Annotated in this window: 18 protein-coding genes; 14 read left to right on the forward strand and 4 right to left on the reverse strand. The window is 46.0% G+C overall.

Translation table 11 applies throughout. The annotated features are described in order from the left end of the window. The first annotated feature begins 66 nt into the window (after positions 1 to 66). From IGJ01_RS00410 to cydC, 4 genes are read left to right on the forward strand one after another with little or no spacing between them, the layout of a single operon-like run. Positions 67 to 1,497, forward strand: a complete 1,431-nt coding sequence (locus IGJ01_RS00410; RefSeq protein WP_005232838.1) for a cytochrome ubiquinol oxidase subunit I — start codon at positions 67 to 69, stop codon at positions 1,495 to 1,497. Beyond that, positions 1,494 to 2,513, forward strand: a complete 1,020-nt coding sequence (cydB, locus tag IGJ01_RS00415) for a cytochrome d ubiquinol oxidase subunit II (protein WP_005232836.1) — start codon at positions 1,494 to 1,496, stop codon at positions 2,511 to 2,513. Before IGJ01_RS00410 ends, cydB begins: the two co-directional genes overlap by 4 nt. Then, complete coding sequence (gene cydD / locus IGJ01_RS00420) at positions 2,510 to 4,231, forward strand: thiol reductant ABC exporter subunit CydD (protein WP_430601289.1); 1,722 nt, start codon at positions 2,510 to 2,512, stop codon at positions 4,229 to 4,231. The genes cydB and cydD overlap by 4 nt, the downstream gene beginning before the upstream one ends. After that, positions 4,224 to 5,984: a thiol reductant ABC exporter subunit CydC gene (gene cydC / locus IGJ01_RS00425; RefSeq protein WP_005232834.1), complete on the forward strand. Its 1,761-nt coding sequence runs from the start codon at positions 4,224 to 4,226 to the stop codon at positions 5,982 to 5,984. Before cydD ends, cydC begins: the two co-directional genes overlap by 8 nt. A gap of 54 nt (positions 5,985 to 6,038) precedes the next feature. Here the strand turns inward: cydC and IGJ01_RS00430 are convergent, their stop codons facing one another. Continuing rightward, on the reverse strand, positions 6,039 to 7,019 hold the full coding sequence (locus IGJ01_RS00430; protein WP_005226544.1) for a polyprenyl synthetase family protein: 981 nt from the start codon (positions 7,017 to 7,019) through the stop codon (positions 6,039 to 6,041). A gap of 93 nt (positions 7,020 to 7,112) precedes the next feature. On the opposite strand from IGJ01_RS00430, the gene IGJ01_RS00435 reads away from it, so the two are divergent. The 3 genes from IGJ01_RS00435 (at position 7,113) to IGJ01_RS00445 (ending at position 10,334) form a co-directional block, all read left to right on the forward strand. After that, the gene (locus IGJ01_RS00435) at positions 7,113 to 8,015 is read left to right on the forward strand and encodes a prenyltransferase (RefSeq protein ID WP_086294333.1); all 903 of its coding nucleotides are present in this window, start codon (positions 7,113 to 7,115) and stop codon (positions 8,013 to 8,015) included. Positions 8,016 to 8,046: 31 nt separating this feature from the next. After that, positions 8,047 to 9,255, forward strand: coding sequence for an NAD(P)/FAD-dependent oxidoreductase (locus tag IGJ01_RS00440; protein WP_005232831.1), 1,209 nt, complete (start codon positions 8,047 to 8,049; stop codon positions 9,253 to 9,255). Positions 9,256 to 9,392: 137 nt separating this feature from the next. Next, positions 9,393 to 10,334, forward strand: a complete 942-nt coding sequence (locus IGJ01_RS00445) for an FAD:protein FMN transferase (protein ID WP_005232830.1) — start codon at positions 9,393 to 9,395, stop codon at positions 10,332 to 10,334. 65 nt (positions 10,335 to 10,399) lie between these two features. Here IGJ01_RS00445 and IGJ01_RS00450 read toward each other — a convergent pair whose 3' ends face one another. Further along, the gene (locus tag IGJ01_RS00450; protein ID WP_005232829.1) at positions 10,400 to 11,314 is read right to left on the reverse strand and encodes a LysR family transcriptional regulator; all 915 of its coding nucleotides are present in this window, start codon (positions 11,312 to 11,314) and stop codon (positions 10,400 to 10,402) included. A gap of 263 nt (positions 11,315 to 11,577) precedes the next feature. Between IGJ01_RS00450 and IGJ01_RS00455 the strand changes: the two genes are divergently transcribed. The 7 genes from IGJ01_RS00455 (at position 11,578) to IGJ01_RS00485 (ending at position 20,563) form a co-directional block, all read left to right on the forward strand. Then, entirely contained in the window at positions 11,578 to 12,183 is a 606-nt protein-coding gene (locus IGJ01_RS00455; protein WP_008376652.1) for an NADPH-dependent FMN reductase, read from the forward strand. Positions 12,184 to 12,201: 18 nt separating this feature from the next. Continuing rightward, positions 12,202 to 14,628 carry a flavocytochrome c gene (locus IGJ01_RS00460; protein ID WP_086298936.1) on the forward strand — a complete coding sequence of 809 codons (2,427 nt, stop codon included), beginning with the start codon at positions 12,202 to 12,204 and terminating at the stop codon, positions 14,626 to 14,628. A 90-nt stretch (positions 14,629 to 14,718) separates the two neighbouring features. Continuing rightward, entirely contained in the window at positions 14,719 to 15,948 is a 1,230-nt protein-coding gene (locus tag IGJ01_RS00465; protein ID WP_086298937.1) for an L-lactate MFS transporter, read from the forward strand. A 221-nt stretch (positions 15,949 to 16,169) separates the two neighbouring features. Continuing rightward, the gene (locus IGJ01_RS00470; RefSeq protein WP_086332851.1) at positions 16,170 to 18,272 is read left to right on the forward strand and encodes an SH3 domain-containing protein; all 2,103 of its coding nucleotides are present in this window, start codon (positions 16,170 to 16,172) and stop codon (positions 18,270 to 18,272) included. A 242-nt stretch (positions 18,273 to 18,514) separates the two neighbouring features. Continuing rightward, positions 18,515 to 19,018, forward strand: a complete 504-nt coding sequence (locus IGJ01_RS00475) for a general stress protein (RefSeq protein WP_008376644.1) — start codon at positions 18,515 to 18,517, stop codon at positions 19,016 to 19,018. Between the two features lie 266 nt (positions 19,019 to 19,284). Then, positions 19,285 to 19,851, forward strand: a complete 567-nt coding sequence (locus IGJ01_RS00480; RefSeq protein ID WP_430601290.1) for a hypothetical protein — start codon at positions 19,285 to 19,287, stop codon at positions 19,849 to 19,851. Positions 19,852 to 20,149: 298 nt separating this feature from the next. Beyond that, the gene (locus tag IGJ01_RS00485; protein ID WP_010748527.1) at positions 20,150 to 20,563 is read left to right on the forward strand and encodes a phosphate-starvation-inducible PsiE family protein; all 414 of its coding nucleotides are present in this window, start codon (positions 20,150 to 20,152) and stop codon (positions 20,561 to 20,563) included. A gap of 33 nt (positions 20,564 to 20,596) precedes the next feature. On the opposite strand, the gene IGJ01_RS00490 is transcribed toward IGJ01_RS00485, so the two are convergent. Together IGJ01_RS00490 and IGJ01_RS00495 are read right to left on the reverse strand one after the other, a co-directional pair. Next, positions 20,597 to 22,468, reverse strand: coding sequence for a fructose-1,6-bisphosphatase (locus IGJ01_RS00490; RefSeq protein ID WP_430601291.1), 1,872 nt, complete (start codon positions 22,466 to 22,468; stop codon positions 20,597 to 20,599). Continuing rightward, entirely contained in the window at positions 22,458 to 23,276 is an 819-nt protein-coding gene (locus tag IGJ01_RS00495; protein WP_005232818.1) for a pyruvate, water dikinase regulatory protein, read from the reverse strand. Before IGJ01_RS00495 ends, IGJ01_RS00490 begins: the two co-directional genes overlap by 11 nt. Positions 23,277 to 23,288: the final 12 nt, after the last annotated feature.

Consider the following 23,288-nt stretch of genomic DNA (forward strand, 5'->3'; position numbering starts at 1 on the left):
AAGTTGGAATTTTTCTTTCTTTAGAATTATTTTAATGCACTTTTTTATGAAATAGGAGGATGTAGGATGGATATTGTGACACTAGCGCGAATCCAGTTTGCGATGACGACGATTTTTCACTTTTTCTTTGTACCGTTTTCGATCGGAACTGGTGTCGTCGTTGCAATTATGGAGACACTTTATGTGATCAAAAAAGATGAAAAATATCGCCGGATGACGAAGTTTTGGGGAAATATTTTTCTATTAAGTTTTGCTGTCGGGGTCGTGACAGGGATCATTCAAGAATTTCAATTTGGGATGAACTGGTCAGACTATTCTCGTTTTGTCGGGGATATTTTTGGTGCGCCCTTGGCTTTGGAGGCTTTGTTGGCGTTCTTCTTAGAATCGACGTTCTTAGGACTGTGGATCTTTACATGGGATCGGGTCAGTCCGAAGCTGCACGCCACCTTTTTCTGGTTGGTGACGCTTGGTTCGATGCTATCGGCGTTTTGGATCTTAGCTGCCAATAGTTTTATGCAGCATCCAGTGGGGTATACCTTGAACAATGGCCGGGCAGAAATGACTGACTTCGGTGCTTTATTGGCAAATCCACAAGTGTGGTATGAGTTTTTACACGTGATCACCGCAGCCATCACGATGGGCGGGATCATTGTTGCTGGTTTATCAGCCTTTCGTCTATTGAAGAAAGACAAAGACATTGACCGCGACTTCTTCAAAAAATCAATGCGGATCGGTTTTGCGGTGGCATTGTTCGGTTCATTCACCGTCTTGCTAGCCGGGGATGAACAAATGAAATACTTGGTTGAAGAACAACCAATGAAATTTGCCGCAATGGAAGGCACTTATGAAGATACCGGGAGTCCTGCGGCTTGGACTGTCGTTGCTTGGGCGAATGAAGCGGAACATCACCAAGTTTTCGGTATTTCGATTCCATATATGTTGAGTATCTTAGCCTTCAATGAACCCTTCGGCTCAATCGATGGGATGGATACGGTCAATCAGCAATTGATTGAAACCTACGGCGACCGTAATTACTACCCGCCGGTCAACACACTCTTTTGGAGCTTCCGGATCATGGCTGGTTTTGGTGCCTTGATGCTGTTGGTTTCTGGTCTGGGGTTGTATTTTACGCGTAAGAAGAAACCGTGGCTCTTTGAAAAACGCTGGTTACTTTGGGTAGTGGCAATCACTTTGTTCACCCCATTTATTGCCAATACAGCTGGTTGGCTGATCACGGAGTTAGGGCGTTACCCATGGACGGTTTACGGCTTGTTTACGATCGAAGATAGTGTGTCACCAAACGTTTCCGTGACCTCTCTCTTGATCTCAAATATCGTTTACTTCCTCTTATTCTCTGGCTTAGGCGGAACAATGGTCTATCTTGTGAAACGGGAAATGGATCATGGACCTGAAAAAGAAGCCTTTGGTGAAATCAGCCAAGGAGACAACCAAGATGGGTACGAAGACCCATTTGATAAGGAGGCGTTTGAAGGATGACCGGTCTGCAATTACTATGGTTCACGTTGATTGGGCTTTTATTTTCCGGATTCTTCTTCTTAGAAGGGTTTGACTTTGGTGTGGGGATGTCTGTGCAGACATTGGCTCACAATGAAGAGGAAAAAGACCAGATCGTTAAAACGATCGGGCCTGTCTGGGATGGCAATGAAGTGTGGCTATTGACCGCCGGCGGAGCGATGTTCGCCTCATTTCCATACTGGTATGCTTCTTTGTTCAGCGGGTTTTATTTGATTTTGCTGTTGATCTTAGTTGGGTTGATCATTCGTGGTGTCTCCTTTGAGTTTCGAGCGAACTTCCCGAAAGAGCACAAAAACATTTGGAACTGGACGTTGACGATCGGCAGTACGATCGTACCGTTTTTCTTCGGTCTGATGTTTGTCAGCATGATCCAAGGAATGCCTTTGGGTGAAGATGGCAACATGACCGCAACCTTTACGGATTACGTCAATCCCTTTTCAATCGTTGGCGGGATCGCGTTGACCTTGTTGTGCTACTTGCACGGATTAAACTATATCGCTTTGAAAACGGAAGGTCCGATTCGGGCACGGGCACGCAACTATGCAAGTATTTTTTATGGCATCCTATATGCAGGCTTAATCGTCTTTGCTGTGATGCTTTACTTCCAAACGGATTTCTTTGAGAATCATTTTGCGACAACGCTTGGTTTGTTGCTTGTGATCGTTGTACTGACACTGATTGCAAATATCGGCGTCTTTAAAGGCAAAGAAATGATGGCTTTCATTGCGAGCGGCTTGACGTTGATCGCTTTGGTGGCATTGATCTTCACAGGGTTATTCCCAAGAGTCTTGATCAGTTCGATCGATTCAAGCTATGACCTGTTGATCGCTGATGCGTCTTCAAGCCGCTACACATTGAAGATCATGAGTTATCTTTCACTGACGATCTTGCCTTTCGTCTTGGCCTATACGGCTTGGAGTTACTATATCTTCCGTAAGCGGATCAGTCATACGGAGGCGTTGGAGGGGTATAAATGATTGATAAACAAATCATGAAGCTCCCAGGAATGAAACAACTTTTAGGGCTGCTTGCGGGACTTTCGTTCCTGCAGGCGCTCTTCATTATTGGGCAGGCGTATGGATTGGCACGTGCCATCACTGGCTTATGGGAAGGACGACCATTAGAGGAACAGTGGGGCTGGATTCTGCTGTTCTTTTGTTCGTTTATCGCCCGGCAAGCCGTTATCTATTTCCGTTCCAAAAGACTCGATGATTACAGTTACCAGCAAGCTGCCGATCTGCGGGATCAATTATTGGAGAAATTGTTTCGGGTCGGTCCTCAGATCGCACAACAGCAAGGGACGGGAAATGTAACAACGATGGTCTTGGAAGGGATCAACCAAGTCGAAAACTACTTGAAATTGATTCTTGCCAAAATCATGAATATGTCGATCATTCCTTGGGTCATTTTGGCACTCGTTTTTTATCTGGATTGGGAATCCGGCTTGGTCTTGCTGTTGGTGTTCCCCTTGATCATCATTTTTATGATCATCTTGGGCTATGCCGCCCAAAGCAAAGCGGAAAAACAATACCGGACGTTTCAATTATTGTCCAATCATTTCATCGATTCTTTGCGAGGGATCGACACGCTGAAATTGTTTGGGGTCAGTAAAAAATATGGCAAAAGTATCTTTGCTTCCAGCGAACGGTTTCGGAAAGCGACGATGGCTTCATTAAAAGTCGGTATTTTATCGACCTTCGCCTTAGACTTTTTCACGACCTTATCGATTGCCGTCGTGGCAGTCTTGCTAGGCTTGCGGCTGATCAATGAAGGGATCTTGCTGTTTCCGGCGTTAACTATCTTGATTTTAGCACCAGAATATTTCTTGCCAATCCGCGACTTTTCCAGTGATTATCATGCAACCTTAGACGGGAAAAATGCGATGACTGCGGTGACGGAGATCTTGCATCAGCCGGAAGCCCAAGTACCGGCAGTAACGGTGCCTCGTTGGCAGGAAGACACCCAGTTAACGATTGATCAGCTGGCTTTTTCCTACGAGGAAAAAGCAGCTTTGAGGGATATCAACTTGAACGTGACTGGCTTCAAAAAGATTGGGATCATCGGTCTGAGCGGTTCTGGCAAGTCTACCTTGATCAATACTTTGAGTGGCTTTCTCGTGCCAGACAGTGGCGAGATCACTCTTGGGGGAGCCCAAACCACGGCCTTTCGCCAAGCAAGCTGGCAAGAACAGCTGATCTATATTCCGCAAAATCCTTATATCTATCGGTTGACCTTGCAGGAAAATGTCTCGTTTTATCAGCCGACAGCTACCAAAGAAGCCGTACTGAAAGCCATTGAAGTGGCAGGCTTGACTGAGCTTTTGGCAGAGCTGCCGCAAGGGTTGGATACGATGTTAGGAGAAGGGGAACGGCATCTAAGTGGTGGACAAGCCCAGCGGATCGCTTTAGCCCGTGCCTTTTTAGATCAGCAACGAAAGATTCTTTTGTTTGATGAACCAACGGCACATTTGGATATTGAAACTGAAGTTGCCCTCAAGGAACGGATGCTGCCGCTGATGGAAAACCGGTTAGTCTTTTTTGCAACCCATCGCTTGCACTGGATGGAAGAAATGGATGAAATCATCGTGATGGATCAAGGAAGAATCGTGGAACAAGGAACCTTGGCACAACTGCAGCAAAAGCAAGGTGCTTTTACAGAACTAGTCAATGGAATGAGGAGGGAACAGCTTGAATAAAATCGGCTTATTGCGCTCATTGAAAACCGATACCTGGGTCAAGCCTTTCTTGTCAAAATACAAAAACGTTTTGGCGTTGGCCTTATTCCTAGGCTTCTTGACCTTTTTCTGTGGTGGCGCACTGATGTTTAATTCTGGGTACCTGATCAGCCGCTCGGCGTCGATCCCGGAAAACATTCTATTGGTTTACATCCCCATCGTACTGACCCGAGCATTTGGGATCGGCCGTCCAGTTTTTCGCTATTTGGAACGGTTGACCAGTCATAGCTGGGTGCTACGCATGACTTCTAATTTACGATTGAAATTGTATAACGTAGTAGAAAAAGATGCGATCTTCTTTAAGCAAGCGCATCGCACGGGGGATATCTTGGGCTTATTGGCAGAAGATATCAACCATATTCAAAACCTGTATTTGCGGACGATCTTTCCTACCGTGATCGCTTGGATCTTGTATGCGTTCTTGATCATTGGACTCGGCTATTTTTCTTGGTGGTTTGCTTTGGTGATGCTGCTGCTATTAGGAACCATCGTCTTTGTCTTGCCACTTTGGTCGGTGATCATCAACGGCGCGCGGCAAGAAAAGCAAAAACATATGAAAAACAACTTGTATACGACACTGACGGATAATGTATTAGGGGTTTCTGATTGGGTCTTCTCTCAAAGAGGGAGCGAGTACGTGGCTGCCCATAAGGAACTGGAAACGCAGTTGCGGGCGGTGGATGAACAGATGCTGTCCTTTGATCGCCGGCGTGATTTTCTTTTACAAAGCATCTTTGGGGTGATCGCTGTCGCATTGCTGCTTTGGACCAGCATTCGCTTTCCAGGTAACCACGGAGGAGCAGCCAACTGGATCGCTGCCTTTGTCCTGTGTGTCTTTCCTTTAGTTGATGCATTTGCGCCATTACCGTCAGCTGCTCAAGAAACCAATCGGTACAAAGACTCCATCGATCGCTTCAATGCATTGCCAGAAGAAAATCGCCAAGAGGTCTCCATGGAGCAACCGTTAGTACCTGAAGTGACGGGTCTCGTGTCGATCACAGTCAAGGACTTGCATTTTCAGTATCCTGAAGGCAAAGAAGTGCTTCATGGGCTGGATCTAACGATTCCTGCGCATCAAAAACTAGCAATCCTTGGCCGCAGCGGTTCTGGGAAAAGTACATTTGCCTCCTTGTTGCGAGGCGATCTGCAACCGACGCAAGGGGCGATCACCTTAAATGACGTGCCAGTGACGGCATTGAGTGAGTCGATCAGTGACTTGATCGGTGTCATCAATCAAAGTCCCTATCTTTTCCATACGACCGTCTTGAATAATATTCGGCTAGGCAATGAGTCGGCTTCGGAAGAAGAAGTCTGGCGCGTACTGGAGCAAGTCGGGTTGAAAGAAATGGTGGCAGCTTTGCCTAATGGTTTGGCGACGATGGTGGATGAAGCCGGCTTGCGTTTTTCCGGTGGGGAACGGCATCGTTTGGCATTGGCGCGGATCTTGCTAAAAGACACCCCGATCATCTTATTGGATGAGCCAACCGTCGGCTTAGACCCAATCACGGAGCAAGGCGTACTTGAAACCTTTTTCCAAGTGCTGGAGAACAAAACGATCATTTGGATCACCCACCACTTGCAAGGAATTTCGATGATGGATCGTGTGCTTTTTATTGAAGATGGTCAGTTGACCATGAGCGGAACACCTGCCGAATTGGCCGCAGAAAATAAACATTTTCAGCACTTATTGGCCATTGACCAAGGACGACGATAAAAAAGAGCGTCCATCAATCAGTGATGGACGCTTTTCTTATCATTGCTCTATGGCTCAGTAATTGCGCTGCAAGAGCAGTTCAGTTAATGAACGAATTTTGGCTTTGCTAGGTGCTTCTGGCAGCAGATCGATGTCGTCTAAGGCTTTTTGCGTGTAGGTGACCGCGAAAGCGCGCGCTTTTTCGACACCGCCGTAACGGACGACAAGATCCGCAACTTCTTGGGCTTCTGCCAAGGAGAGTGCTGCTTTTTTATTCAAATAAGGAGCGAATGCTGCAGGTGCCTGTTCTTTGGCAAATAGCAGCGGCAAGGTATAGACCCCTTGCGCCAAATCTTCTAGAATCGGTTTTTTCAAGGTGCCGCTATCAGAGGTGTAGTCGAGAATATCGTCGAATACTTGAAAGGCGATCCCGATGTTGCGCCCGATCTCACCAGCTCGTTCTTGGTTTTCTGTGTCGAGGCCGCCAAAATGAGCGCCTTCGAGACAAGCGAGCCAAAACAGTTCAGCGGTTTTGCCGTTGATGCTTTGCAGATAGTCGTCAATCGATTCATGGATGTTGTAGCGAGTGTGCATTTGATCAAGTTCGCCTAAAAGGAGTCGTTTCATGGCTTGTGCGTTGGTTTTTAAAAACGGGGAGCCATTCATACTTTCGATCAAAAGCTCAAAAAATTGGGTGAACAGAAGATCACCCGTGTAGACCGCGATATCCTTGCCATATTTGGCTTGAACAGTGACTTGACTGCGCCGCAGCGGCGAATCGTCAATAATGTCGTCATGGATCAAAGTGGCCATGTGTAAAATTTCTAGAGAAGCAGCAATTTTTGTTAATTGGTCGGTTTTTTTATAATGGGGATCGCCTAAGTCAGCAAACAAAAAAAAGAGCGCTGGCCGCAGCATTTTTCCACCTGAATAAGTAAAGTCGATCAAAACATCTTGTATCTCTTTGTTACGAACAGTAACGTGTTCTTCAATGATGGAACATACGGTTTTCAATCGTTGTTCGATCGTCGGATAATCGATCCAAAAGTCAAACATAGTATAACCCTTTCTAACAGTCATTCAGCCCTTATTCTAGCGTAAAGGGGCGTGATTGACTAGTTTAATGCACTCACTAAAGGAGGTGAAGTTGTGACGCTACCTGTATTTTTAGAACTTGTCGAATTTAAAGCAAAAACCGCCAGTATTTTGCCATTTTTTATTGGTGTCTGCTACAGCTGGTACAATTATCAAACGATTCATCTTGGCTATGTCTTGTTGTATTTCATTGCCATGCTGATCTTCAATATGGCGGTGGATATTTTAGATAACTACAACGATTACCATCATGCCACAGAAGGGCATGATTACAAAGAAAAAACCAATATCATTGGTCGGGAACAATTGTCTGTCAAATTGGTTTTTTGGTTGATGGTCTCCATGATCATCCTTTCCGCTGCCATGGGGATCGCCTTGGCAATGGTGGTTGGCTGGCCGCTCTTTTGGATGGGGCTGTATTGTTACCTAGTCGGGATCTTTTATTCCTCTGGTCCACGGCCGCTTTCTAGTTTGCCTTTAGGCGAGTTCTTTTCCGGCTTTACGATGGGCTTTATGATCTCATTGATCTGTGTCTATCTTAATGCCTATCAAACCTTTGAATGGAACATTGCCACGATTGGCAGTATTTTCTTGATCTCATTACCCAACACATTATGGATCGCCAACTTGATGCTGGCAAACAACATTTGTGATCTGGAAGAGGATGAAAAAAATGAGCGCTATACGCTGGTGCATTACCTTGGTAAAGCCCGTGCGTTGAAATTATTTATCGTGATGAACGTCTTGGCGTTTGTTGCGATCATTGCCTCAGTTGCTCTCAACATTGCGCCTTGGTCACTGGTTCTGACCTTTTTCGCGGCGCCCTTTGTCTGGCAACAGACAAAACGATTTATGCAAAAACAAATCAAAAGAGAGACCTTCATTTGTGCCGTTCGGATCCTTGCGGTCGGAGCATGCGTACAAGTGCTGTGTTTTGCGATTGGTTTGATTTTATAATTTTTACAGCAAAGAAAGGAAGTAAGGAAACATGAAGGAAGTTGTCATTTTAGGAGCAGGGTATGCTGGATTGCGAGCATTGCACGTACTGCAAGGAGCAAAAGAAGCGTTTCACATCACATTGATCGACAAAAACGATTATCATTATGAGGCAACCGATCTTCATGAAGTTGCGGCTGGTACGCAACCAAGAGACCGCATTTGCTATCCCATCAATGATGTCGTTCGTCCCCAAAAGACGAGCTTTGTTCAAAAGGAAGTGGCGTCGATCGATCGTAACCAGCAAGTGATCGTTTTTAAAGATCAATCCACGTGCACGTATGATTATTTGATCGTGGCGTTAGGCTTTGAATCAGAATCATTTGGGATCCCTGGTGTCGAGGAGCATGCGTTGGAAATGGTGGATGTCGACTCCGCAGAAAACATCTATCATCATTTGTTGAAACAAATGAAGGCATACAAAGAAACACAAAATCCTGACTACCTAAAAATCGTTGTCTGCGGTGCTGGTTTTACCGGAATCGAATTGCTAGGTTCATTGGTGGAAAACCGTAAAACCTTTGCGAAAGCAGCAGGCGTCAAGCCAGAAGACATCAAACTGTATTGTGTCGAAGCAGTGACTCGTTTATTACCGATGTTTGATGAAAAACTATCGGATTATGGGATCAAAAATCTCGTTAAATGGGGCGTGAACTTCCTGACTGGTAAACCCATCAAATCAATCAAACCGGGTGTCGTTGTCTATCAAGATGATGCCGATACAGGAGCAACAGCTGAATTATCAGCCAAAACCATCGTTTGGACCACAGGCGTCAGCGGCAGCCATGTGATGGCTGAATCAGACTTTTCTGCTCGTCGTGGTCGTGTGATGGTCAATCAAGACCTAACAGACCCTGATCATAGTAACGTCTATGTTGTCGGTGATGTTTCAGCAGTCATGGACCCAGCGACCAATCGCCCGTATCCAACAACGGCTCAAATCGCTTTGAAGATGGGGCAGCATGCGGGTAAAAATATCTTACGTCAAATGAACGGGGAAAAACCAACAGATTTCCACTTTGAATCATTAGGTTCAGTGGCGTCTATCGGCAATACCCATGCCTTTGGCTTAGTAGGGAAAATGGGCATCAAAGGCTATCCCGCTTCCGTGGTGAAAAAAGCCATTATGGACCGTTCCTTGTACCAAACCGGTGGGGTCAAAGAAGTATTGGCGAAAGGCCGCTTCGACTTTTATCATTGAGCAATAGAGACAGCAGACTGCGAGGGTGACCTCGCAGTTTTTTTTTCAAAAAAAGCAGTGGCGGCATCCCGCAGACTACTTTTTTCTCCCAGAAACTGCTATGATAGCCAAAAGAAGAGGACAAAGGAGCAAGGACAATGGCAGAAGGTCAACGAGTGTTACAGGGAATGGGAACGGTGATCACGATTTGGGTGCAGCATGAAACCCCAGAAGTGATCTTAGAGGAAGCAGCGAAAAGAGCCGCGGCCTTTGAACAGCGTTTTAGTGCCAATGACCCTACGTCGGAGTTGATGCAGATCAATCAGCAGGCAGGACAAGGAGCGATCGCCGCCACACCGGAATTGGTTGAATTGATCGCACTAGGGAAAACCCATAGCTTGCCAAAAGATAGCTACTTAAATATTGCCATCGGTCCTTTAGTGCAGGAATGGCGAATCGGGTTTCAAGATGCCCATCTACCAACGCCTGAGAAAATCGCTGAACTGCTGCCAAAGACTGATCCCGCCAAGATCGTTTTGGATGAAACGCTGCAGACCGTTGGGTTAGCTGCCGGCATGAAGCTTGATCTAGGGGCCGTTGCGAAAGGGTATTTTGCTGATTTGTTGATGGCGTATTTCAAGCAGGTCGGTGTCACAGCAGCTTTGATCGATCTTGGGGGCAATGTGGTTACTTACGGCGATGCCCCGAGCCATGCTGATGGCTATTGGCGGATCGGGATCCAAAATCCTTTCTTGCCAAGAGGGAATTTTGTCGCCGCGTTGAAGGTACACAATCAGTCAGTCGTTACATCAGGGATCTATGAACGAACCTATCAGGTAGCGGGCAAGACCTATCATCATATCTTTGATCGAGAAACGGGCTATCCGTTAGAGTCAGCCATTGCCAGTGTCACGATTCTATCCGACAAATCGGTTGATGGAGAGATTTGGACGACCCGCTTATTCGGCAAAGAGCCACCAGCCATCTTGCAGGAGCTGGCGCCGTTAGAAGGGATCACTGGATTAGTCATTACCAAACAAGGTGAATTGATCTATCCGCAAGAATTAGCACGTTTGATCGAAACGCCAACAGCAGAATGAAAACAAGCAGCGACTACCTAGGAATATAGGTGATCGCTGCTTGTTTTTTTTGTAAAAAAAGAAAGTTAGACGTGGTGCAAAAAGGTCTCGATCAAGGCGGCTTCGCTGTTTGACAATGCCCGTTCGGCTTGGTGGGCAATAAAATAGGTGAGGGACAAGAGTTCCTCTGGCATTGGATAAAGATTAAAAGGGGTCGCGGTCGCTGCTTGTAGCACGCTTTCTGGTACGATCGCAATCCCAAGGTTGTTTTCTGCCAATGCCGCTGCTGTATAAATATTGCTGCTTTCTATGAGAACCGTCGCCTCTACTTTGTATTTTTGCAGCAATTGATCGATTTGGCGCCGAATCGCCGAGCCGCTGGCGGTCAAAATCAATGGACTTTGCAGCAAGTCTTTGACGGCCAATGAATCAGGCGCTAAATACCGCTTCCCTGGTTGATACAGGGAAGAACAAGGCGGAATGATCGCTAGATACCGTTCTTGATTGGTACTGTGGACCGTTAGATTCGGTGCGATCGTCTCAGGGTTTTGTCCGATAAAAAAGTCCAGCTGCCCATTCAGCAGGCGTTTTTCATTGTGCTTCGGCAGGTCTTCCCGCAAGAAAAAGTGCACGTCGGGATAGTGTTCATAATACGCAGGCAAAAAGAGCGGCAGCAGGTAAGAACCAAGGCTTGGCAAGATGCCTAAGCGCAAAGAACGCTTCTCGGTCGCGGTATACCAAGACAGCCGACTTTTCAATTTGGCAGATTCTGTTTCCAAGGTTTCTAGATATTGATAATAGATTTTACCAGCTTCCGTCAGTTGAAAATGTCCCGGCTGCCGATTGATGATGGGGGTCCCTAGCTCTTGCTCGGCTCGTTTCACGGTTTGCGTCAAGTAAGGCTGTGAAATGTAGAGATCTTTGGCGGCTTTGGTGTAGTTGCTATGCTTTAACAAGGTATCGAGGTATTGCAGCATCAGATGGGAATCTTTAAGTGCCATCGCGTTGTCCTCCTAGTCATTTTTCTCATTATAACAAATTTGTTATCGATGGATAATTAAATAAATATTTCACAAATAAAGAATTCAGCCGTACACTTAATGGGTACTTGGGGAAGATTTTTTTGTTTAGGAAGAAGCCTTTCATCTCAGTAGGTCGTAAAAAACAACTTGAGAAACGATTGAAAAAAGAAATCAAAGCCAATGGTCAAAAACTTTTTATTTTTTGTTAAATGTTAAATTATTCACAATTAGGAGAGATGATAATGAAATTGATTGGAATCGTAGGAACCAACTCGACGCGTTCGACCAACCGTCGCTTACTGCAATTTATTCAAAGCCATTTTAGTGACCAAGCGGAGATCGAACTTTGCGAAATCAGTGATCTGCCGGCATTTAATGAACCAGAAGATCGGACGGCACCAGCGGCAGTCCAAGCCTTGTCAGAGAAGATCGAAGCAGCAGATGGGGTAATCATCAGTACACCAGAATACGACCACTCGATCCCAGCGGTGTTAAAAAGCATGATCGAATGGCTTTCTTATACGACGCGGCCTTTGATCGATAAACCAGTGATGATCACGGGTGCTTCTCTTGGTGCATTAGGTTCATCGAGAGCCCAAGCCCACTTGCGTCAGATCTTAGATGCGCCTGAAGTAAAAGCCCGAATCATGCCGAGTGCGGAATTTTTGTTAGGGCATTCCATGCAAGCCTTCGATGAACAAGGAAACTTGATCGATAACGAAAAAGTTGCCGAACTAGAAGACTGTTTCAATGAATTTGTCTTGTTCGTCGAAATCACGAACCGTCTGGTCAGTGAATATTCAACGGCTAAAGAACGAGCAAAGAAATTTTCGTGGGAACAAGCATAAGAAAGAGAGGAACTAGTCATGAAATTTGTCGGCCTAATCGGAACGAACGCCAAAAAATCGACCAATCGCCAATTAGTAGCGTTTATGCAGCGAGAATTTGCTGCCCTAGCAGAAATTGAACTGCTGGAAATCAAGGATGTTCCAATGTTCAATGAAACACAAGATCAAACCAATAGCGAAGTGATCCAACGGTTAAATAGCAAGATTTTAGCAGCCGATGGAGTGATTATCGCAACACCAGAGCATAACCATTCGATTCCTTCCGCATTGAAAAGCGTCTTGGAATGGCTCTCCTTCAATCTCCATCCCTTTGATGGCAAACCAGTGATGATCGTCGGCGCATCCTACGATGTGCAAGGCTCCTCCCGAGCACAGCTTCATTTGCGCCAAATCCTTGACGCTCCAGGTGTCAATGCGACAGTTATGCCAGGAAATGAGTTCTTGTTGGGACGTGCGCATCAAGCCTTTGATGAACAAGGCAATTTAAAAGATCAACGAACGATCGACTTTTTGGAAAGCTGTTTCCGCAAGTTCGTTCGGTTTACGGAAGTCGCCAATTTGTTGAACGTACCAGAAGAAGTCGTTTATGAACCTGGTGAATACACCGTCACAGCACCAGGACATAACGGGGATCTGCCAATGGTCGTCAAATTAAGCGAAGAACGGATCGAAGCCATCGATATCGATACGTCTGGTGAATCAGAAGGGATCGCTGATGTCGTTTTCGTACGGATTCCTCAAGAGATCATTGAAGGGCAAACCTTGAATGTCGATGCGATCTCTGGTGCTTCGGTTACTAGTAACGGTGTCGTTGATGGCGTAGCAAAAGCCGTGAAAATGGCTGGTGCGAACCCAGATGTCTTGCGCAAACGTCCAAAAGCCGCCAGTGCTTTGCAAACAGAAGATGAAACGTACACTACCGATGTCGTTGTCGTAGGTGGTGGCGGCGCAGGTCTGAGTGCAGCTGCCAGTGTGCTGCAAGCCAATAAAGACGTGATCTTAGTAGAAAAATTCCCAGCGATTGGTGGCAATACTGTACGTACTGGCGGACCGATGAATGCTGCGGATCCAAAATGGCAAAACGGCTTCTCCGCATTGCCTGGCGAACGCAGTGCTTTAGAAGAAGTGCTGACGATCGATGAACAAGACATCGATGCAGAATACTTGCCAGACTTCAAAGCTTTGAAGGCACAAATCACTGCGTATCTTTCAGAAACGACGCCAGAAAAAGAATACTTGTTTGATTCTGCTTTGTGGCATCGAATCCAAACTTATCTAGGCGGAAAACGCAAAGATTTGAATGGGCAACCGATCTATGGGAGGTACGAGCTAGTGAAAATCTTGACGGATCAAGCATTGGCCTCAGTGAAATGGTTAGAAGAAATCGGCGTAGAATTTGATATGAACAATGTCGATATGCCAGTAGGAGCGAAATGGCGCCGTGGGCATAAACCAGTTAAAAACGAAGGGTATGCCTTTGTATCGGCTTTGCATCAATTCGTGAAAGAACATGGCGGAACGATCTTAACCGATACGCCTGTCAAAGAATTATTGATCGAAGATGGTAAGGTTACTGGAATCATCGGGGAAGGCCGTAACGGTCAAAAAATCACAATCCATGCCAAAGCAGTGATTTTGGCTTCCGGCGGGTTCGGAGCGAACACCAAAATGTTGAAACAATACAATACCTATTGGACAGAGATCGAAGACGATATCAAAACGTCAAATTCACCAGCGATCACTGGTGACGGGATCAAACTAGGGGAAAGTGCTGGCGCGGACCTTGTTGGCATGGGCTTTTCACAAATGATGCCCGTATCTGATCCGAACACAGGGGCTTTATTCAGTGGGCTGCAAGTGCCGCCAGCTAACTTTGTGATGGTCAATCAAAAGGGGGAGCGCTTTGTCAATGAGTACGAAAGCCGCGATGTATTGACCCAAGCGGCGATCGATAATGGCGGATTGTTCTATTTGATCGCGGATGAAGAGATCAAGAAAACCGCTTATAACACGAGTCAAGAAAAAATCGATAAGCAAGTAGCTGCTGGTACGCTGTTCCGCAGTGAGACCTTGGCTGGCCTGGCAGAGCAGATCAATGTTGATCCAGCCGTCTTAGAGGCGACTGTTGCGAAATACAACAGCTATGTGGATGCTGGGAAAGACCCAGAGTTTGGCAAAGATGTTTTCGACTTGAAAGTGGAAAAAGCGCCTTTCTATGCCACACCAAGAAAACCAGCGGTTCACCACACGATGGGGGGATTGAAGATCGATCCGCAAACCCATGTGTTGACGAAGGAAGATCAAATCATTGAAGGGCTGTATGCAGCAGGGGAAGTTGCTGGGGGGATCCATGCCGGCAATCGCTTAGGCGGCAATTCGTTGACAGACATCTTTACTTTTGGCCGGATTGCTGGAAATACAGCAGTCGCAGAACATCTCGAATAAAAAGCCTTGCGCGTTGTGACTTGTCACGCGCGCTAGCTTTTGAAAAAACATGTGAATAAAGTAACATGCTTAAAACAAAGGAGAGAAAAAATGGAAACAAAAATCAATCGCTGGCTGATTCTGATCGCTTCGACCGCAGTGTTGCTGTGTACGGGTGCTGTATACGCCTTTAGTGTCTTTGCAGGACCTCTTAGTCAATTAAAAGGTTGGTCCATGGAAGAGATCATGCTAGCCTTTACCATCAATGCCGCAGTTGGCCCGATTACCATGATTTTGGGTGGTTTGCTGACAGACCGAGGAGCCGCTAGATGGGTCATCGCTGGCGGAGGCGTGTTGTTCGGAGCGGGTTTCTTCCTGACGGGTTTGGTCAACTCACCCGCTATGCTGTACCTGACTTATGGAGTCTTTGCTGGTTTAGGGCAAGGCTTTGCCTATTCGGCTTGTTTAAGCAATACGATTCGGTTATTCCCGGATAAACGGGGACTGGCTTCGGGCTTGATCACAGCAGGTATGGGTGGGGCAGCGATTATTGCCGCACCGATTGCGAATCGTTTGATCGAATCACAAGATGTCTTAGCGGCGTTTCGGATTTTAGGAATTGCCTATATCGTGATCGTCTTGGTGGCTAGTCTATTTATTCATAAAGCACCAGAAAATTACCGTCCAGCAGGTTGGCAACCAGCGGATCAAGGAAAAAATGGTCCTCAAATCAATCTAAATTGGTTGGACATGCTGAAGACACCAACTTTTTACTTGATTATTGTTATGTTAGGGGTAGGGGCTTTCTCAGGTTTGATGATTGCTTCCAACGCCTCAGTGATCGGGCAAAGTATGTTTGGTTTGACGGCAGCGGCCGCTGCCTTTTATGTCAGCTTGTACTCATTGAGCAACTGTTTTGGTCGTGTCCTTTGGGGCACCGTTTCTGATAAAATTGGTCGGACGAATACGTTGATGATCATCTATGGCGTGGTGGCATTGTCCTTATTCTTATTGACGCTTGGTCAAACAACTGTGATCTTCACTGTCGGGATCATCGGTTTAGGACTGTGCTTCGGGGGCGTGATGGGGGTCTTCCCATCGATCGTTATGGAAAATTACGGACCGATCAATCAAGGGGTCAACTATGGAATCGTCTTTATTGGTTATTCTACGGCGGCATTCTTTGGCCCCAGAGTTGCAGCAGCAATCGCAGAAAGTAACCAAGGAGATTATACAAAAGCCTTCTATACGGCAATTTTCTTAGCACTTTTTGGGCTTGTTCTCAACATAGGCTATGCGATGCTAAAAAAAGCCAAAAAGCCCGCACCTGTTATTAAATAACAATTCACCAAAAGTAGTCTTTTTGATAAAGGCTGCTTTTTTGGTGCTAAAACAACTCTTTTTTCTTTTTTTAGAACAGAGTATTGGCTGATAAAGCAAAAGAGAAAACTGTTTCATAGCAAGAATTTATCTCGTTGATTTCACTGTTTTTTCATCTTAACCCCCCATTTTTTAATAAATCGTGTTACAATAATAAAAGGCTAATACGACGGAGGGATTAAATGACAATTCGTAAAGAACGACGCCGCTTAGAAAAGCGCTTGAAGCGCACGCAATATACCCAAAAAAGTATTACGATGGCTACTACTTTAGTAGCGGGATCAACGTTTATCCCGACCTTAGGGCATGCGGCTGAAACGGCAACGACAGAAACCAGCAATGACCTTAAGGTCGTTGAACAAACAACAAACACTACACCAGAAACCGACAGCACGCCGGTTGAGGAAACGACAGAATCAACGACAGCACCTGTTGTGACCGAAGAAACTTCGGAAATAACAGAGGAGTCAGGAGCTGAAGCAGTTACTGAGGGATCAGAAACAGCGACGACAGAAAGCACAACAGTCGCTAGTGATGATGTCTTAGAAGCAGATGAAGTACCATCAGCCCTTTCTGATTTGACTAGTCGGGCATTATTTTCACGGGCAACGATCGATCCGGCTGCCTTTATCAGTCAGATTTGCGGCTATGCAACGGAAGTGGCGGCAGCAAACGATCTGTATGCTTCTGTTATGATGGCACAAGCGATTTTGGAATCAGGTTGGGGCGCCTCGACTTTGACGACCACAGCCAACAATATGTTTGGGATCAAAGGCAGCTACAACGGCCAATACGTGACGATGGATACCTATGAAGATGATGGTTCTGGCAATTATTATTTGATCAGCGCTAAGTTTCGGAAATACCCATCATTAAAAGAGTCTTTTGAAGACAATGCATATGTGTTGCGCAACACGAGTTTTTCTAGCGGCAACTACTATTACAGCGGTGCATGGAAAAGCAATACGACCTCTTACACGCAAGCAACCGCTTGGCTACAAGGGCGGTATGCAACCGATACTTCTTATGCCAGCAAATTAAACAATTTGATCAGTACGTATAATTTAACGCAATATGATACTGGCAGCTCAAACACAGGTGGCGGCAATAGCAATGAAACGATCGTCAGTGATGAAACAGCGATCAATCAGCAGATGAAAACCACGTCATCTATGAATATTCGTTCCGATGCTTCCACCAGTGCCTCTATTACTGGTTCGTTAGCAGCTAATACGACGTTTACGGCAACGGCGACCAAAACCGGCACCAGCGTCAATGGCAACACCACGTGGTATAAGATTTCTGGCAAAGGTTGGGTCAGCGGCGCGTATTTGACGAAGGTTTCGACCGACTCTTCAAACAACAATAGCGGATCAGGCAACACCGGTTCTGACAATGGCAATTCCGGTACGACGATCAACAAGCAAATGAAGACGACGGAAGCGATGAATATTCGTTCTAGCGCGTCCACTAGCGGATCAGTGGTAGGGTCACTTAGCAAAGGCACGACCTTTACTGCCACTTCCATGAAAACCGGCACATCAGTCAATGGCAACAAAAATTGGTATTATGTCTCTGGCAAAGGTTGGGTCAGCGGTGCCTACCTTACTGAAGTGACCAACAATAATGCTTCTGAAGCGGAAAAAGAAGACAATGGTTCAAGTATCAATCAACAAATGAAAACGACGGCCGCATTGAATGTCCGCTCCGATGCTTCTACCAGCAGCCGTGTCGTGACAACGCTTGGTCAAGGGGTGACCGTTACCGTGACAGCGAAAAAGAACGGCACTTCAGTGGAAGGCAATAAAACGTGGTACTACGTTTCTGGCAAAGGTTGGGTCAGTGGTGCCTACTTGACAACAACCAGCAGCTCTTCCAATAATAACGGTTCAACAACCACAAATCAGCAAATGAAAACCACCGAGATTTTAAATGTTCGTTCCGATGCTTCTACCAGCAGTAGTATTACTGGTTCTTTAAGTAAAGGAGCAACCGTCACGGTTACCGCAACAAAAACCGGGACGACCGTCAATGGCACGAACAAATGGTATTATGTTTCTGGCAAAGGCTGGGTCAGTGGTGCCTACTTGACGTCTGCTAGCAGTGGGTCTTCTAATACGAATACCAGCAGCAGTTCAACGAAGACGCACACGGTGAAATCAGGGGACAGCTTATGGTCACTGGCACAAAAATATAACACCAGCATCAGCCAACTCGCATCATGGAACAACATCAACAGCAGCTATACGATCTTTGTCGGTCAAAAACTGATCGTTTCCAAGTAACAAGCAAAAAAACCGCGTGCAAGCCATTGGCTCACGCGGTTTTTTTATGATGGATCCGCTTCTTCCGGAGCAGCTAGTTTTTTTTTCAAGAAACCGCTTGTTTTCCGTAAGCGCAATCAAACTATTTGGTCAATCATAGAACCCTGCGTTAGAATGAAAGAAGCAATAGAAATTGCTAGTTTTAAAGGAATTGCTTCAGAACCAGAACGATCGAAGCGTACACAAAATAAGGAGGATTTCACATGCACAACAGAAACCTAACGATTATTGGCAGTTACGACACTCGAACAGAAGTATTACCGGTTATTGAGCAATTGACAAACGAAGGCTATGGCAAAGAGGATATCGTGCTGTTTGCGAATCAAACAGTCATCGATCAATTTGGGTTAGAATCCATCGACGATGTGGAAGTGGAGCAGGCAGCTAGTGAGGATGAAGATCGTTCGCTTTGGGAAAAAATCAAAGATGCTTTTTCTTTCGGCGATTCCGATCATAGGCATGATGAGCATGATCCGTTATATGGTTATCGTGATGACCTTGAACGAGACAAACTCGTTGTCGGTGTCTACGATTATCAGCCGATGGACAAAATAACCGATCGTGATGCAGATACTGGTCCGATCATCGATCAACCGTTACCAGGTGAAACAGCAATGCCAGATGAGTCCGTCCATCCAACGCCCCGCATGGGAGACAGCGATATTGAAGCACCGATCCATGACCCCAACCATCTGCGTAACTTATAAATAGAAGGGGTTAAACAATAAAGGAATCATTAAAGCCAGAGGAACAAGCGTCCGTCGTATCTGCCAACCCTTAGTGAAGGGATGGGCCCGCAGGTGATCGGCAGTTGTCCTCGGGCTTTTTTTGTGCAACGGACAATTATGTCTTTGTCATTTTTGAAAATAAAACTTAATTTGTTGACGATTGCTTTTTTTTGTATAATATAAGAATGAGATAGAGCGTTGTCGGAAGAGCCAACCACATTTTTGGGGAAAGGATGGGGAGTGCGATGAAATTTAAGTTCAATATGCAGTCGGCATTAGTCAGTTGTTTTGTTGCGGTTTTTTTGAGTGTGGCGATCAATCAAGACGCCAATGCCTTTGTGGCTGCGCCCTTTGTACGAGATTCTTCCAGTAGTTCCTCCGAGCCACCTTACCAGACAGCAAGCAGCAGTATCGAAGAAACCTCTGATTCCAGTCAGATTTTTTATGAAGCCAGTGTTAGTTCTTACACATCGCCTTCAACGACTAGTCGCTCGATCGAAGCGTCGACAAATGAAGGCACGTCTGTTTCCGTAAGTGAAGCAGAGACAGATCCTAGCGTCAGCACTTCTGCAAGTAGCGAAAGCAGTTCGAGTACCGCGCCGAGTGGCGGATCAACCACCACCAGCGATACTTCTAGCAGTAGCGCTAGCAGCAGTTCTTCAAGCTCTTCCAGTACGAGTTCGACCAGTACTACAACAAGCAGCTCCAGCAGTGAAACGACTGAGCCGTCTTCAGAAACCTCCAATAGCGACGACGAAGCTGCGGAAGATACGAGTGAAAATGTTGATCTAACAGTCGAAGGGGCTCACTGAGCCTGACTGTAAAAATCAATCTCATCTAAAGGGACCATTTCAGCTAGGCCTTGAGCCTAGCTTTTTTATTTGCTTATGGTCAGAGCCACGAACACACCAAGTGAACGAAAGATGCGCGATTTCTCACTCTGAGACATCAAAAAATAGCAAAGAGGAAGGTTTTGTTGGCGGATTGCTGGAACAGAAAAGAGCTGTCTTACGTTTTTATTCACTGCCTCCATAAAAAAAGCTGCACTTGCAAGCATATCATAAAGTGATTCTGAGTAGTTTCGCTATAATAAGTGCGAGGAGGGGTGTTATGGGAAAGTATTTTAAGCACTTCGAAAAAATGATTAGTGTGATTGTTGATATTATGTTAGGACTGTTGGTTCTTTTGGTTTTGGTGGTGATGGCGGAAGCGATCTACAAAATCGTTGTCCATGTGATCCCACTGCATGAAGTTAGCGATCTTTCCTTATTGATCGAAGAGATCGCGACATTGTTTATTTTACTGGAAATTATTTTGATGTTATTGCGTTACGTAAAAGAAGGTCACCATATTCCGGTGCGTTACTTGATTTTGATCAGTATTACAGCAATTTTAAGAGAGCTACTTTTGGCACAAGGAAAAGGGTTAGAAACGCTCTTTTTGGCCTTAGCGATCTTGGTCTTGATCATTGTGCTGCAGGCGTTGGAAAAACTCAAAGCCTTTCATAGTTCTAAAGGACTGTAAAAAAAATCATCCGATTGGTTGACGAATGACTCGTCAAGGGATCGGATGATTTTTTAATTCTTCAAAAAGCACTCGGCTTTCTTGCTGCAGCCGCTTGCCGATATCTGTTTGCCCTACCGTTGTTCTTTCCGTTTGCCGCACGACGATTTTTTTCTGAGTGACGATGTCACGTCGCTGCTGGATGGCTTGCTGGCGATCTGTAAAGGGTTGATGGGCTGCTAAGGTCATGCCGAAGGAATTTGACAACAGCGTGTAACCAGCAATGCCTGTGACGGATTGATAGGAGCGAGAGAGTCCGCCATCGATCACCAACAAACGACCATTTGCCTTGATGGGCGTCTCGCCTTTACGCACTTTGACAGGGGTATGGCCATTGATGATGTGACCTGTCGACGGCAGACCGAAGGCAGCTAGGACACGGCAGCAGAAGTCTTCGTTTTCCCTTAAAGAATAATAGGCATTTTTTTGTTCCTTATGAGTGTTGTGATCTTCTATAAAGTAGCGCTCAAAGGTTTTCATGGCTTTTTTGCCGAAGAGGGAAGAGCCTTCGCCACACCAAAGATACCAGATCATATCGGTGGCAAGGTCTGTTTGGTTTTCTGGTTGGGCAAAACTTTCCTGCAAACATTGCTGAAAAAAGTCCATCAACGCTTTGCCTGCCAAGGGCTGCTGCTGGAAAGTAAAGGCCAGGAAATCGCCGTTTTCCCGACAAGGCAGGCAGCCGTGATACAGTAGGTTGTCGTTGAAGCGCTGGTACAATGTACCATGCTCGACCAAAAAGCGCATATGCGCAGCTAAGCGGGGCGAGCGTTGAAATTGGCTCAGCAAATCTTGCAGTACTTCATGTTCTTCGGCTGTCAAACGGTAAGGATCATCGGGATCTACTAGTTGAAAACAGCCGTTGATCAAAGGATAGGTCTGGTCTAGCTGGATTTGTTGTCGATCTTGAGACAAGCGATGCAATAAGCAGCGCTCTGCCATCGCAAATGCCGGTCGCCGCTGGATCACGGCTGCTTCGACTTTGAATTGGATGATGGCAAATGCCTGCTGCAAAAGCATGGCGGCTTTTTTTTGCTGGCTTGATAAAGGGTCCACTGTTTTTTGCGGATAAAAGCCGGCATTTTCTGTGTAATATTTTTGGCTAAAAGCCAGTGCTTTTGATAGATCGATCCCATAACCATCTTGTAATAATGCCAAATTGCCGTAGCGAGCAGCGATGCGGATCGTATTGGCCAAACAGGGCAGCGAGCCGCAAAAGCTACCGATCCACAAGATATCATGGTTGCCTAGCTGAATATCCAGTGAAGGCAAAGTCATCAAGCGATCGACGATTTTGTCTGGCGCCGGTCCTCGATCATAGATATCGCCTAAGACATGGAGATGGTCCACTACGAAACGCTGAATCAAGTACGCCAGTTCTTGGCAAAAAAGCGGGGCTGCCTCTAATTCAATGATCTTATCAAAAATCGCCTGATAGTAAGCTTCTTTATTGAAGTCGGCATCATATTGGTACAACAGTTCTTCTAAGATGTAAGCAAAAGAAGTCGGCAATGCTTTGCGTACCTTGGAGCGTGTGTATTTACTGGAAGTAAAGCGGGCAACTTTCACTAGCTGTGCCATCTTCAAGCGCCAATCGGCAGGGGTCCAGGCCTGTTCTTGTAATAGCTCCTCTGGATAATAAATGACAAAACAGAGTTCGGTCTGTTCTTCTTTCGTCAAGACACCGGTAAACAAAGTCTCGACTTTTTCTCGAATACTGCCAGAACCATTCCGCAAAATATGGTCAAAGGCATCGTATTCGCCATGCAGATCGCTGACAAAATGCTCGGTAGCTTTCGGCAGCTGCTGGATGGCTTCCAAGTTGATGATCTCGGTCAGGTTTGCCAAGGTGTCTTTATTGAACATGGGCCTGTTCTTTGGCTTGTTCTTCAATCAGCATCGCGCTTTCTTCAATGGAGCGTTTGCTGACATCGATCACCGGAATGTTCAGCTTTTTGAACCATTCATTCGCGTAGGCTAATTCTGCTTCGATTCGTTCACAATTGGTGTAATGGGTTTCTTCTTTCAAGCCCAATGAATGCATCCGGGACCGCCGGATTTCCGTAAGGGATTCTGGATTCGTAGTCAAACCGACCATTTTCCGTGGGTCTACTTGGTGCACTTCGGCTGGCAAAGCGACTTCAGGAATCAAAGGCAGATTCGCCACTTTGTAGCCGCGATTTGCCATGTATAGGCTCAATGGGGTCTTTGAGGTTCGCGAAACCCCTAATAGGACAAAGTCAGCATCGAGAAATCCCCGTGGGTCTTTGCCGTCGTCGTATTTCACCGCAAATTCCATCGCGGCCACCCGGCTGAAATATGCTTGGTTCAAGCGATGCAAGGCACCAGGCTCTTGGACGGCTTCTACACCGAATGTTTTTTCCAGCATCGTGGTCAAGGGCGACATAAAGTCGACATGCTGCAAACCAGTCCGTTTGGCAAAGGCATCAACAAAAGCGACTAATTCTTTATTGACTAAGGTGGTAACGACGATCGATTTGTCTAGCAAGGCATCTTTGAGGATCTCGCCTAAGCTCTCTTCATCATTAGTAAAGGGAAAGAGCTGGATATCTGAAAGGTCGATCGTGGGAAACTGCGCGGAAACGGCGGCGATCAGCTTTTGTGCCGTTTCGCCTACGGAATCTGAAATCAAATATATTCGAACGTTCTTCATTGTTTTTGCCCC

This window comes from Enterococcus sp. AZ089, from assembly GCF_050547225.1.
In the GTDB taxonomy this organism is placed as follows: domain Bacteria; phylum Bacillota; class Bacilli; order Lactobacillales; family Enterococcaceae; genus Enterococcus_D; species Enterococcus_D entomosocium.

Excerpts from the sequence above, each read along its gene's own strand:
- IGJ01_RS00410 (WP_005232838.1), top strand. The coding sequence starts at position 67 with ATGGATATTGTGACACTAGCGCGAATCCAGTTTGCGATGACGACGATT.
- cydB (WP_005232836.1), top strand. The coding sequence starts at position 1,494 with ATGACCGGTCTGCAATTACTATGGTTCACGTTGATTGGGCTTTTATTT.
- cydD (WP_430601289.1), top strand. The coding sequence starts at position 2,510 with ATGATTGATAAACAAATCATGAAGCTCCCAGGAATGAAACAACTTTTA.
- IGJ01_RS00430 (WP_005226544.1), bottom strand. The coding sequence starts at position 7,019 with ATGTTTGACTTTTGGATCGATTATCCGACGATCGAACAACGATTGAAA.
- IGJ01_RS00440 (WP_005232831.1), top strand. The coding sequence starts at position 8,047 with ATGAAGGAAGTTGTCATTTTAGGAGCAGGGTATGCTGGATTGCGAGCA.
- IGJ01_RS00445 (WP_005232830.1), top strand. The coding sequence starts at position 9,393 with ATGGCAGAAGGTCAACGAGTGTTACAGGGAATGGGAACGGTGATCACG.
- IGJ01_RS00450 (WP_005232829.1), bottom strand. The coding sequence starts at position 11,314 with ATGGCACTTAAAGATTCCCATCTGATGCTGCAATACCTCGATACCTTG.
- IGJ01_RS00455 (WP_008376652.1), top strand. The coding sequence starts at position 11,578 with ATGAAATTGATTGGAATCGTAGGAACCAACTCGACGCGTTCGACCAAC.
- IGJ01_RS00460 (WP_086298936.1), top strand. The coding sequence starts at position 12,202 with ATGAAATTTGTCGGCCTAATCGGAACGAACGCCAAAAAATCGACCAAT.
- IGJ01_RS00465 (WP_086298937.1), top strand. The coding sequence starts at position 14,719 with ATGGAAACAAAAATCAATCGCTGGCTGATTCTGATCGCTTCGACCGCA.
- IGJ01_RS00470 (WP_086332851.1), top strand. The coding sequence starts at position 16,170 with ATGACAATTCGTAAAGAACGACGCCGCTTAGAAAAGCGCTTGAAGCGC.
- IGJ01_RS00475 (WP_008376644.1), top strand. The coding sequence starts at position 18,515 with ATGCACAACAGAAACCTAACGATTATTGGCAGTTACGACACTCGAACA.
- IGJ01_RS00480 (WP_430601290.1), top strand. The coding sequence starts at position 19,285 with ATGAAATTTAAGTTCAATATGCAGTCGGCATTAGTCAGTTGTTTTGTT.
- IGJ01_RS00485 (WP_010748527.1), top strand. The coding sequence starts at position 20,150 with ATGGGAAAGTATTTTAAGCACTTCGAAAAAATGATTAGTGTGATTGTT.
- IGJ01_RS00490 (WP_430601291.1), bottom strand. The coding sequence starts at position 22,468 with ATGTTCAATAAAGACACCTTGGCAAACCTGACCGAGATCATCAACTTG.
- IGJ01_RS00495 (WP_005232818.1), bottom strand. The coding sequence starts at position 23,276 with ATGAAGAACGTTCGAATATATTTGATTTCAGATTCCGTAGGCGAAACG.